General features: G+C 38.1%; 8 protein-coding genes and 2 pseudogenes. 2 read left to right on the forward strand and 8 right to left on the reverse strand.

The window, feature by feature from the left end; all coding sequences use genetic code 11:
• Positions 1–23 precede the first annotated feature (23 nt).
• A complete protein-coding gene (locus tag FNZ60_RS00810; RefSeq protein WP_142415866.1) occupies positions 24–470 on the forward strand; it encodes a nucleoside deaminase in 447 nt (148 codons plus the stop codon).
• A 947-nt stretch (positions 471–1,417) separates the two neighbouring features.
• Here the strand turns inward: FNZ60_RS00810 and FNZ60_RS00815 are convergent.
• From FNZ60_RS00815 to FNZ60_RS00825, 3 genes are all read right to left on the reverse strand, one after another.
• Positions 1,418–1,909: a hypothetical protein gene (locus FNZ60_RS00815; protein ID WP_142415867.1), complete on the reverse strand. Its 492-nt coding sequence runs from the start codon at positions 1,907–1,909 to the stop codon at positions 1,418–1,420.
• 177 nt (positions 1,910–2,086) lie between these two features.
• Positions 2,087–5,002 (reverse strand): isoleucine--tRNA ligase, encoded by a 2,916-nt coding sequence (ileS, locus tag FNZ60_RS00820; protein ID WP_142415868.1) that lies wholly within the window; start codon positions 5,000–5,002, stop codon positions 2,087–2,089.
• Between the two features lie 247 nt (positions 5,003–5,249).
• Complete coding sequence (locus tag FNZ60_RS00825) at positions 5,250–6,881, reverse strand: outer membrane protein (protein ID WP_142415869.1); 1,632 nt, start codon at positions 6,879–6,881, stop codon at positions 5,250–5,252.
• 640 nt (positions 6,882–7,521) lie between these two features.
• Between FNZ60_RS00825 and FNZ60_RS09565 the strand changes: the two genes are divergently transcribed.
• On the forward strand, positions 7,522–7,668 hold the full coding sequence (locus FNZ60_RS09565) for a hypothetical protein (protein WP_185913388.1): 147 nt from the start codon (positions 7,522–7,524) through the stop codon (positions 7,666–7,668).
• Positions 7,669–7,825: 157 nt separating this feature from the next.
• On the opposite strand, the pseudogene FNZ60_RS10565 reads toward FNZ60_RS09565, so the two are convergent.
• From FNZ60_RS10565 to FNZ60_RS00860, 5 genes and pseudogenes are all read right to left on the reverse strand, one after another.
• Positions 7,826–8,456: pseudogene (locus FNZ60_RS10565) on the reverse strand (phage integrase central domain-containing protein); the annotation flags it as partial.
• Positions 8,457–8,670: 214 nt separating this feature from the next.
• Entirely contained in the window at positions 8,671–8,862 is a 192-nt protein-coding gene (locus tag FNZ60_RS00845; RefSeq protein WP_246054684.1) for a DUF4102 domain-containing protein, read from the reverse strand.
• A 746-nt stretch (positions 8,863–9,608) separates the two neighbouring features.
• On the reverse strand, positions 9,609–10,493 hold the full coding sequence (locus FNZ60_RS00850) for an outer membrane protein (protein ID WP_142415871.1): 885 nt from the start codon (positions 10,491–10,493) through the stop codon (positions 9,609–9,611).
• 167 nt (positions 10,494–10,660) lie between these two features.
• Positions 10,661–11,503 (reverse strand): annotated as a pseudogene (locus tag FNZ60_RS00855) (outer membrane protein).
• Between the two features lie 385 nt (positions 11,504–11,888).
• Entirely contained in the window at positions 11,889–12,716 is an 828-nt protein-coding gene (locus FNZ60_RS00860; RefSeq protein ID WP_142415872.1) for an outer membrane protein, read from the reverse strand.
• Positions 12,717–12,812 lie beyond the last annotated feature (96 nt).

Genomic DNA, 12,812 nt, shown 5'->3' on the forward strand with positions numbered 1-12,812 from the left:
ATGCCTTCAGTAGAAAGAACATCATGACCTTGACGCCCATGGAAATAGCCCTTTTGGAAGCACAATGGGCTGCAAAAAAAGATGAGGTTCCCGTAGGCGCTGTCATTACACGTGGAAAAGCTATTATCGCACGCGCTGGTAACCTTATAAAATCTGCCTATGACCCTACAGGACACGCAGAAATGCGTGCAATCCGTATGGCTTGTGAAACATTGCAAAGCGAAAGACTGCCGGATTGCGATCTTTACGTAACACTTGAGCCTTGTGCTATGTGTGCTGCTGCCATTTCATTCGCACGCATACGACGTCTCTATTATGCAACAAATGATCCCAAAGGAGGCGCTATAGAAAATGGCCCACGTTTTTATCAGCAACCAACTTGTCATCACAAACCTGAGATTTATTCTGGCTTTAAGGAAAAAGAAGCTGCTCAATTACTTAAAGATTTTTTTATCCAAAAGAGATCCTAAAAACAATGCTTCATTTATACCTTTCACTCTTTAAAAGAACTATCCTATCTTTAAAAAAAGACTATTATCCTTTTAATATAGAAAAAACTATTTCAAAGCATTTTTTCTCTTATAACACTACATCGTGCTTTTATTAGATAATCCATTATTTTGTATATAAAATATATAGTCCAAAATATCGTAGATATACGCTCATTTTAAATGATACTGAATCAATAAAAATCTCCCTCTTACATGCCACAAGGTAGATTACCATCTGGATAAAAAATGATTTAGAAAAGACTAAAAATAGCTTTTATGAAGACTCTTAAATAGAAAAATTAGCACATTAGAAGCTGGCAAATACAATGATAACACCAGCCTGCTTCTGTATAAGCATAAAGATAGAGAATAATGAATTTTTTATATAACACATTTATTTATAATGATAATTTAGTGTGTTTATATTAGATTAGAGATCCGAATATCGTGAGATTCTCTCATTTCCAATCTAGTTTATATTGAATCAATCAAAATCACTTTCTTGCACACCACAAACAGAGCTGACGCGTGGATAAAAATTATATAAGAAAGAACGAAAATGCCTTTTTATGAATTGTCTTAATTAAGATCTATCGTAAATATTGAGGCCAACAAAATAAAATGATGATACCAGCTTTCTCCTTCAAAAGCATAAAGATGGTAGTACTCAATAGATTTTATATTATTTCATGGAGGTTTTATCGTTATACCATCCACACAAGTAACAGTGTGAAATGGGCTTGAGAACTTTGAGAGAGGTTTCTTGTTAGAGAAATAAAAAAACTCCCTCTCGATGCTATTGCTATATTACAACTTTATGAAAATAACGATCTTCTTATAGCAATGACAAAGCTCTGCGTAAATAAAAACTTGGTATCATAAGTCTTATAAGAATACCGCACATCCTTTAATACTTGATCTTTCCTCTATCGACCAATCGGTGCAGTCTTTGCTGGTTGGCGATAACTTAAAGGCGGTTCCGTGAGATAGCGACGATATTTGGGACTTCCCACTTGTGCTCTTTGACGACGTAAATATTCTTGTCGTTGTTTTGCATTTAACTGTGAAGGATTTTCTGAACCAGCACTCTTAACTGACGATCCTTTGTGAGGAAAAGGAGAACTTCCTTGATTTTTCTTCGATACTGCCATTTTATTAACCGATCTATCTTGTTGTGGCAACGGTAAAAACCTACGTGAGCTAGGACTTGGTATGATAAGCTCTCGACGAGGTTTCATAACAATCTGATTACTATTGTTGACCGGTGTCAATGAAGCAATATTAGCAACATCTTCAAAAAACTGTATCGAAACCGGTTTATTTGTCCCATAGGTAGGAGCAGATAAGCTGCATCCTGTTAAAATAAAGCATACACTTAAAACTCCTATTGGAAATATTTTTACTTCACGTTTTCTCACTGCCTATTCCATCTCCTAAGTATATGGCTTATTAATATTCCCGCTATTTATGAGAGAACGATCCATACACAAATTTCCCCCCTGCAGATAAAATAACGGAACTTACCTCGTAGCACAAAAAACTATATTTATCAATATGGGAAGTCTTCTTGCATTTCTTTCCCCTGATCTAAAATTTTAAATCTTGCCAAGAGCTTTTAATTCCCGCAAAGCCGCTGCATCACGAGCAGAGACATCAGGATAAGTTGGGTCACTCCCGACATCTTGTGTATAACGCCATGACCTGGCACACTTTTTCCCTACCGCTTTCTCTGGCAAGACACCAACGCCTTCAACATCATGCAAAGTAAAAGCATCAGACGGTATAGGATCCTGCGTAATCGTGAGAGCACTGGTGATACAGATCTCTGCCATATCCACATTTTCTAATGCCTCTCGTAAAACCGGATTGGAAATAAAAACAATAGGCGCTGCTTCTAGTGAGGATCCAATACGCTTATCTGCGCGTTCAAGCTCTAAAGCACCTGTCACAACTTTACGAACCTGCCGAATTTTTTTCCAACGTTCAGCCAAAGATTGGTTTTGCCATTCTTCTGGCACAGAGCGAAATTGTTCCAAATGCACAGACTGACTTTCTGGATAACGCTCCAACCAAGCCTCTTCCATCGTAAAAGGCAACATTGGAGCAAGCCATGTCACCATTCGTTCAAAAATCTCACGAACAACTTGTAAAGAAGCCTTACGTTTTTGTGATGAAGGTGCGTCACAGTAAAGAGAATCCTTGCGGATATCAAAATAAAATGCCGATAACTCAATGATTGAAAAATCCAATAATGCACGCATAATCTTTTTAAAATCAAACGCATCATAGGCTCGATTAATCAGTTGATCGAGTTCAAAAAGCCGATGTAAGATAAGTTTCTCAAGATCTGGCAGTGCGTCATAAGGTATTTCTTCCCCTTCATCGTAGGCTAAAGTTCCAAGCATCCAGCGAATTGCATTGCGCAATTTACGATATGAATCCACATTTGTCTGAAGAATTTTCTTACCTAAACGCTGATCTTCCCAATAATCTGTTGTCATCACCCAAAGACGAAAAATATCAGCTCCAGATGTTTTTATGATCTCTTGTGGAACAACCGTATTGCCTAAAGATTTAGACATTTTCTTACCATTTTCATCCAAAGTAAAACCGTGTGTGATCACTGTTTTATAAGGAGAACAACCACGTGTGCCGCAGCTTTCCAAAAGAGAAGATTGAAACCATCCACGATGTTGATCAGAACCTTCAAAATAAACATCTGCTGGCCATTTCAAATCCACCCGATCTTCCAATACAAAGCTATGACTTGCGCCAGAATCAAACCAAACATCCAAAATATCATAAACCTGCTCCCAAGGCTCATGTGCACGGTTACCTAAAAAACGTTCACGCGCTCCTTCAGCAAACCATGCATCTGCCCCTTCTTCTTCAAAAGCCCGTAAAATACGCTCGTTCACGCTTTCATCTTTTAGGACAACACCATCCTCATTGGCAAAAATACAAATAGGAACCCCCCAAGAACGTTGCCGTGACAGAACCCAATCAGGACGATCTTCTATCATAGAAGCGAGGCGGTTTTGCCCAGAAGATGGTACAAAACGGGTTTTTGCAACAGCTTCCAAAGCTCGACTACGTAAAGTTTCCCCATCCCCAAGATCTTTATCCATTGAAATAAACCATTGCGGCGTATTGCGAAAAATAACGGGTTTTTTCGAACGCCAACTATGGGGATAGGAATGTTTTAAACGCCCCCGTGCAAATAATCGATCTGCATTAATTAAAGCATTAATGACCTCTTTATTGGCGTTACCCATTTTTCCATTATCATCAATAACACGTGCTGGTCCCCCTTCCCGATTCGGACCAAACCCAAGAACATCTTTCGTATAGAACCCTGCATCATCAACAGGAAAGGGTATTGATGAATCAATTCCCGCTTGCTCTAATAAAAGCTTATAATCATTCCAAATTTCAAAGTCCTCACGCCCATGGCTCGGTGCTGTATGGACAAAACCTGTACCAGCACTTTCCGTCACATGAGCCCCCTCAAGCAGTGCAATCTTATAATTATATCCTCCAGCCAAACCTTTAAGTGGATGAGAAAGAATAAGAGCTTTCAATTCATCAGCGGAAATAACACGCAAACGTTTCAAAACAAGTTTGGCTTTTTCTGCACAACTCATGGCGAGAGCATCTGCAAAAAGAAGCTTTTCTCCCATTTGCGGACCAAAATCATTTTCAGCCCTTTCAACCTCATAAAGGCCATAAGAAATCTGCGAAGAATAACTCACCGCACGGTTAGCTGGAATTGTCCATGGTGTTGTTGTCCAAATGACGACATAGGCCCCATATAAATCATCAGAATTTGTTTCAAAAACAGGAAACTTAACCCAAATCACCTCTGATTCATGATCATGATATTCAATCTCTGCCTCTGCCAAGGCTGTGCGCTCCACAACAGACCACATCACTGGCTTGGAACCACGATAAATCTGATCTGACATCGCAAATTTTATCAATTCACGCGCAATGCGTGCTTCTGCTTGAAAAGCCATTGTTGTATAAGGCGTATTAAAATCTCCCACAACACCAAGGCGTTTAAATTCTTCACTTTGAACGCTCACCCAATGCTGTGCAAATTCACGGCATTCCTGACGAAACTCGTTCAGAGGAACCTCGTCCTTATTTTTTCCTTGTGCGCGATATTTTTCCTCAATTTTCCATTCAATTGGAAGCCCATGGCAATCCCAACCAGGAACATAATTTGCATTAAAACCCCGCATTTGGAATGAACGAACAACTACATCCTTGAGAACTTTGTTTAAGGCATGCCCAATATGAATATGACCATTTGCATAAGGTGGGCCATCATGCAGAATATAAAATGGACGATCTTTTGCTTGTTGGCGCAATTGCGCATAAAGCCCCATATTTTCCCAACGCGCCATTAATTCACGCTCTTTTTGCGGAAGCCCTGCACGCATAGGAAAATTTGTTTGTGGGAGATAAAGAGTTTTTGAATAATCTATTGTTTCATTTTTCACAGTCATTGTGAAATATTCCTGTCCATTTTACGATTTTATTTTTGCATAACTTCCCTGAATCCTGCAACTTTTGTTTTTATCTATAGGGAAAGCCCTGCTTATCATTCGTATTAAACAGCAATCAAGAAAATATATCATCACACTTTATGGGCTTTATCATGAAATTCACAAAAAAAGAAACCAAAAAATGAGCTTAAAAAAATAAAGGCTCCACTGTTAGTGGAGCCTCTTAAAAATTTGCTCTTAAAATAGATTAGAATTTATAAGCTACACCAACACGGAAATCATTGGTTTTGTAGTTAACCTCAAGTTTTTCCTTTGCAAATTTCTTTTTACCAAAATCGGAGTAACGGTATTCTGCACGCACAATAACGTTATCCAACATCGCAAAATCAATGCCACCACCAAGAGTGTAACCAACCATAGTCTTAGTTTCATCGGTTAAATTCCTAGAAGAAACAACATTCCCATCCTCATCCTTAACGGATATTGATACAGTATCTTGGAACTGCCCATAAGCAATACCACCAGCAAGATAAGGCATAAAGCGATCAGCAGCAAAACCAATACGTACCCGTGTAGCACCACCCCAATTTTGTTTGAAAGTATGATTTAAAGTTTCAACGTCATCCTCTTGATCAAGACCAAGTTCAGAAGCCATCCTTTTCATTTGTTCTATACCATATACACCGGACGCCCCCTTATCCGCTGCTTGGGTACTTTGCACTCCATGTGGATGAGAGCCATGTGAACCGTGTGGGTTAGCACCAGAGCCATGATGACTACCTGCGTGATAGCTACCATGCGAATGAGGATATCCACCACCATGGGCACCATGATAACCTTGCGCTCCACTTGTTCCTGTTCCGTTTGCAGCTTTTGCTGGTTCAGAGGATGAACTTGACCTCGCCAATGTAAGTGTTTTGCTCGGTACTGTTTTTTCTGCTGTTGATGATTGTGATCCTGGCTGTATCGACGTAGGTGCTGTTGTTGCTAGCTTATTTACTGCTGATTCTGTTGATGATGCAGAGGATACTGCCGTTGTCGGTTGTGCTGCTGGTTTAGCTACATCATCAGGTTTTACTGGTGCTGGTTGTATAGGCACACTTGTTCCACTTGCCCCTACTCCTGATAAGTTATCCACCGAAGCTGATCTTCCCAATAAGAGCGATGATGTCCCTCCTGTATCTGATCGCGCTGATAATTCCGGTGATGATTGTACTGATGGTGATATTGCCCCTGAACTAGAGGATGTTGTGGGTGTAGTTGAAGCCCCACTCCTTGATACTGTCGTTACCGTTGACGCTGATGTGGTAGTGGAGGCTGCTGCTACAGGTGTCACTGAAGCGCTAAGCGTTGCTGATGTGCCAGATGTTGCTCCTGCTGATTCTGGTGCTTTTGCCTCTCCTGATTCTCCTGGTACTGTTCCTGTTCCTGATGCTCCTGACCGTAATGCACGTACAGATCTGCGGGATCTTGCGACTGCATTTTCTACTGTAGAGTCATTAGTTGCACCTATATTAATGGTCTTTGTGTGTTTTTTACCTGATAACATTAAATCCGTATCGACACCAAAAATAAAGTTATCACCGAGATCAATATTAGAGCCCATATAAAAACCACCTGCAAAACCTGAAAGTTTAGGAGAGAACTCTTTATCTAGTGGAAAACTCTTTTCTTGATCAACAAGAGCTATATCACCTTTGCTCGAAAAACCACCAGCCTGAACACCTAAATAAAGGCCTGTCCATGAAAAAGTAGGCGCAACAATAGTAGAAGACGTTGATGATGCTGACTGATGAGGAATCATCACATCAGCAGCAAGCGCTGTAGACGCTGAAATTAAAGAAAAAATAGACGCCGTTATTAAACGTTTTGTATTCATAAAATCTCTCCAAATATCCAAAATGATATGTATATAGAGCATCTTTTTGGAAATATCTGTAGCAAAAATGACACACTCACAAAAAAATAAAGAACTTTTGAAAATAAGCCTTCTGAACCATTGAATTTTGTATTCAATGAAAATTTATAAACTAAATCATACTGGATATGTGTCTTATTGTTGGACTCATTTGCATTAAATTTTCGCATGACTGTTAAGGACAATATTCTTTACAAATTTTTTTGACCGAAATCTAAATAATGCTATGCTTCATACAATAGAATATTGTCTGTCATTGCAAAGTTAATGCCAGCGCAAACAATTAAACAAATCATTGCCTTTGTTAAAATTAAGCACCATTAGAGTTTTATCTATTGTCCAACATGGTCTATCTTTGATGCTTTAGAAATGAGTATTTTGTATCTTTAATTACGAAATACAAAAGCCTAAAGTCAAACATCAAACAACTTTTAGATTCTTTGTGGAGATATTTTCATCCAGACACATCACTTTGATTGATAATAATAACTTATTGTTTTGCACGTTGAATGCAAAAAAACATAGGATTATCTCATTTCAAACCTATTTATACTGAATTAGTCAAAATTACTTGCTTACACATCAAAAGCGAGGTTAGCATGTGGGAAAAACCGTACAAGAAAGATATGCCTTTTCACAAACCGTTGAGAAGTGCCAAGCTTTAGTCTGCGACATTCTAGAGCTCGCACAAGTGTATGATGATGTCAGCTTATTACTCCATAAGCGTAAAGATGGGGGTGATCGATAGATTTTATATGATATGGAGGGGGGAGTATTGCATCATTCATAGAGCCGTCATGAAGTAAATGTGATGTGCTTTGAGCAAATATTTCTTTAGAGTAAGTGTTTAAATACGAAAAACAAGTGTATTTTGTTGGGATATTCTGTTTTGCATGGGCGGTGATCCATATATCCCCTTTAACTTGATCTTCACATATGTAACGTAAAGGATATGTACGAACTTCTGTAAGGATCAGCAGAGGTAAAGCCAGTTGTGTTATAGCTGTTGTTTGACAAAGTATTTTATAAAAAGCCGAAATATCTCTCCAATTTATTACTGGCATATGTTGTATTTTATGACATTGTTTTCCTAAAAAAATACGTGCTTTTCTATTGCTTGTAAATCAATATCCACCCCTAAGGCAGCCGCATATTTGAGACAAAGATTAAAACGGTTCAGTATTTTTTCAGCTGTTGCAGCTTTTCTATGCCAAATAGGAGCGAGAGTATTGCGTATCTCTGTTTGTGTAATTTCTAAAATGGGCAGACAGCCTAATTTAGGAAGAATATGAAGACGTAAAGGTGTAAACCATTTACCATTTTTTCCCCATCACCTTTTAATTCAGCTTTATGGCTTTCAAAAGTATCTAATGTCTTTTAAATAATGGAGATTACCCATTGCCTCACATTTTTGTTTATTGTGTGTCTAATGGAATCACAACTCTCACCTAAAACAGCGCCCAAATGGAATATAGGCATGTTGCACATTCATGGATTTGTTTTAAAGAAATATCTCTCAAGGTATATTATACCCATTTCACACAGGGCCCCATAAATGAAGGGGATAGTGATAAAGCCTCAATAATATAAAATCTATTGAGCTCCACCATCTTTACGCTAGTGAAAGAGAAAGCCGGCACCATCGTTATATTTTCCAGCCCTAAAATATTGCGTTCTGGGAGTACGACCTTCATGTAACACAGAACGCTCCAAATAGAATATAGGTATGTTGTATATTCACGAGCTTGTTTTAAAGAGGCATCTCCCAAGATATACCCCCCATTTTACGACGCCGACTGTGAATGGTATAACGATAAAGTCCCAATAATATAAATCTATTGAGCTCCCTATTTTTATGCTTGTGAAAAAGAAAACCGGCATCATCGTTATATTTTCCAGTCCTAAAATATTGCAGCAAACCTTGGCACTTAAGACGATTCATAAGAACCATTTTTAGACCTTTCTTGTATAGTTTGTACTCACACGCCTGCCCCGCTTGTGACGCGCAAGCCAAGTAATTTTTATTGATGCAACATAGTGAGATTTGAAATAAAAGAATCTTACGGTATTCAGACTTTTAATTCAAGTTGAATAACGCTAGATTATCATTATAAATCAATGTATCATATCCTTTAAAGAACATCGTTAATGAAAGCGCAATATATTGAAAAAATGTCCAATCTTTATTATTTAAAAGATATTAGATGCTTTTGAAAATCGTAAAGCTGAGTGACAAAAAAGAGGGTGAAGTTGGAAACTGTTTTCTATTTTTTAAAAATTGGTTTCTATTTTTAAAACTTCATATTTTTCTAAAATGAAGCTCTATATTTCGGTTTTAGCGATGAGTAGATATACATCATACCCTCGCTCTCATCTGGTATATAGTCTATAAAAGAAGGTTAAAGTTGATTACTGATTATAATCTTTTTCTACTTCTGAGATTTGCTAAATGCTTTCCACTTGTTTCGTAGAATAGTCGTAGCACTATAAAGTTTTATGAATCAGTCATTATAAAACCGATATATGCCCCAATTTACTCCCTATGATATAAAACTTTTTTTAAAAGTCTTATGACGCAAAATAATATAAAGAAATTAAGAGAGATCAAATAGAGAGTGAATGAAATAAAGGCCCCGTTAAACGAGGCCTTCGTATTTTTCCTGTGTTTATAATTTCATGTTTATGAAATTAAAATTTGTAAGCAACACCTACACGGAAATCATTAGTTTTGTAGTGGAATTCACGTGTATCGTTTGCGAATTTCTTTTTACCAAAATCAGAGTAACGATATTCTGCACGCAACAGCACATTGTCTGTCATTGCAAAGTCAACACCACCACCTATAGTGAAACCAACCATTGTCTTCGTGTCATCAGCCCAAGTACCACCAGTCAAATCTACAGTTTGCATATTCTTTTCTGGCTCCTGCCCCCCATCTTTCTGCACATCCTTAGCTCTTTGGCCTTTTCCTGCAACGGATTGAATGCCCTGTACCTGCGCATAGGCAATACCCCCAGCAATATAAGGCATAATACGGTCAAAAGCAGTATAACCAATACGAACACGTGTCGCACCAGACCATTTTTCTTTGTAGCTGTGTGTTTCCGCTACCTGGTCCGTTGCTTGAAACACTTGGTCACCTTCTAATTCAACCTTAGCTTTTTCAAGGGCAGCATTAAAACTTTCTGCTTGCGTAGAATTAAGAGTGTACTCATCTGCTGTTTTTGTTTTTTCACGGTCTGCCCAAACGGCATCGGTTTCAACACCGAGAATGAGGCCATTTCCAAGATCTACGTTAGAACCTGCATAAATACCTCCCATGAAACCAGAAGGCTTAGGTGTGTTATCTTTTTTGAAAAGATCTTTATCTTCTCCTGGAATAGTTACTTTAGTTTTACTTGAAAAGTTTCCAACTTGACCACCGATATAAAAACCTGTCCAAGAAAATGAAGGGGCTGCTGCAATAACGGCTGCTGGGGCTGCTTCATGAGGGATCATGACATCAGCAGCTTGTGCTGCAGAAGCGGAAACCAAAGCGACAACAGAAGTCGCTATTAAAGATTTTGTATTCATAATTTTGCTCCTAGTTTATTTATAAGACAGTGCTACAAGATTACAGAGTGAAAAGCTGTAGTAAAAATGTCACAGTCGTACAAATAAAAAGGAAATAAAATAAAAGAGTTATCTTTGATAAAAACTCTTAGAAATTTATTTTTTATTAATCATTTTATTTTACGGGCCTAAAATTTGTAAGCGACACCGAAACGGAAATCATTGGTTTTATAGCCTAATTTAAGATTATCTTTTTTAAATTCTTTTTTACCAAAGTCTGAGTAACGGTATTCTGCACGCAATAACACATTGTCTGTCATTACGAAATCAACACCTGCACCCAAGAGTAAAACCGACCATCATTTTTGTTTTATCAAGTACTGTCGCAAAGACTTCTTTACTTGGTTTACCATCTACCGGCTTTTTTGTTCCTGAAACACCACCAACACCTTGTATTTGCGCATAGGAAATTCCCCCCGCAACATAAGGCATCATGCGGTGTGTAACAGCAAAACCGATACGAACGCGTGTAGCGCCAGACCATTTTTCTTTGAAACCAATGCTATATACTGCTTTGTCACCCTTCTTAAACTTTTCATTTTCATCCAGTATAACACCAGCATCTTCAAATTTATCATTAAAATCATCAAATTCATCAATCGCAAGGATCTTTGAGACTGTCTTCTTATCTCCTCGATCTGCCCAAACGGCATCGGTCTCAACGCCTAGAATAAGGCCATTACCAAGATCTACGTTAGAACCTACATAGATCCCCCCATGAAACCAGAAGGCTTAGGGAGCCCATCTTTATCTGTCGTTTTTTCTTTTGTCTCTAAATCAAATGCTGCAACTTTACTTGAAAAGTTTTCAACTTGACCACCGATATAAAAACCTGCCTAAGAAAATGATGGGGCTGCTGCAATAGCTGCTGCTGGAGCTATTTCACGAGAGGTAATAACATCAGCAGCTTGTGCCGCAGAAGCCGTTGCTATAGCAATGACAGAAGTTGTTATTAAAGATTTTATATTCATAAACTTTGCTCCTCATTTATTTATGAGACAGTGCTACAAGATTAAATGAAGAAAAGCTATAGTAAAAATGACACGGTTACAGGAAAGGAGGAGTTTGCCGAAAATAAAATCACTGCACAGCTTCCACACCCTCACAACGCTTCATAACTTTAGTTCGTACAAAAAAATGCAAGCTATACACATACATAAGATGTTGATCTTACAGCGTCATTATTGTCTATGATTTATAAAAACATTTTAAGAAAATCTGAATAATATCCTTTTTGCACCCTCAATAAGACACGAAGTGCGTGAATAAGATAGAAACAGAAAAAAACAGAGGCTCTGTTTTTGACAGAGCCTCATAATAAATTATTTTATGTTCATCATTTCGTTTTTTACGAAATTAGAATTTGTAAGCAACACCTACACGGAAATCATTGGTTTTGTAAGAGGTTTTATCCTCGTCCTTTTCAAAGGCTTTTTTACCAAAGTCTGAGTAACGGTATTCAGCACGCAACAAAACATTGTCTGTCATTGCGAAGTCAACACCACCACCAATGGTGAAACCAACAAACGTTTTTGATTTATCATATACTTTAGCAGTAGCGATTTCGTCACCACCAGCTGTTTCTGCCTTAAGAGAACTGGCAAGCTGCAGCTGTGTATAAGCAATACCACCAGCAATATAAGGCATAATACGGTCAATGGCTGAAAAACCAACGCGAACGCGTGTAGCACCAGACCACTTTTCTTTTAGAAAGCTGCTCTCTACTTTCTTGTCATTCTCCGTAATACTATCAACCTTTCCCGTAGCTTTAAGTGCTGTAAGCTTATTTTTGAATGTTGGAAGGTCAGTCTTCCCAATAACTTCTGAAGAAGCTTTTGTTTCTTTGCGATCTGCCCAAACGGCATCAGTTTCAACACCTAAAATGAGGCCATTGCCAAGATCCACGTTAGAACCTACATAGATACCGCCCATAAAACCAGAAGGCTTAAATACCGAGTCTTTATCTGTAATTTTCTTTTTTGATTCTGAATCAAAGATATCAACTTTACTTGAAAAGTTTCCAACTTGACCTCCGATATAAAAACCTGCCCAAGAAAATGAAGGGGCTGCTGCAATAACTGCTGCTGGGGCTGTTTTATGAGGGACGATAACATCAGCAGCTTGTGCTGCAGAAGCAGCTGCTATAGCGATAACAGAAGTTGTTACTAAAGATTTTATATTCATAAACTTTGCTCCTAATTTATTTATGAGACAGTGCTACAAAATAATATGGAGAAAAGCTGTAGTAAAAATGACACAGTCACAGGAAATGGAGAGTTT

This window comes from Bartonella massiliensis, from assembly GCF_902150025.1.
Classification (GTDB): domain Bacteria; phylum Pseudomonadota; class Alphaproteobacteria; order Rhizobiales; family Rhizobiaceae; genus Bartonella; species Bartonella massiliensis.

What these genes read in the sequence shown, in the direction of transcription:
- FNZ60_RS00810 (WP_142415866.1), top strand. Translation starts at nt 24, where the DNA reads ATGACCTTGACGCCCATGGAAATAGCCCTTTTGGAAGCACAATGGGCT.
- ileS (WP_142415868.1), bottom strand. Translation starts at nt 5,002, where the DNA reads ATGACTGTGAAAAATGAAACAATAGATTATTCAAAAACTCTTTATCTC.
- FNZ60_RS00825 (WP_142415869.1), bottom strand. Translation starts at nt 6,881, where the DNA reads ATGAATACAAAACGTTTAATAACGGCGTCTATTTTTTCTTTAATTTCA.
- FNZ60_RS00845 (WP_246054684.1), bottom strand. Translation starts at nt 8,862, where the DNA reads ATGAATCGTCTTAAGTGCCAAGGTTTGCTGCAATATTTTAGGACTGGA.
- FNZ60_RS00850 (WP_142415871.1), bottom strand. Translation starts at nt 10,493, where the DNA reads ATGAATACAAAATCTTTAATAGCGACTTCTGTTGTCGCTTTGGTTTCC.
- FNZ60_RS00860 (WP_142415872.1), bottom strand. Translation starts at nt 12,716, where the DNA reads ATGAATATAAAATCTTTAGTAACAACTTCTGTTATCGCTATAGCAGCT.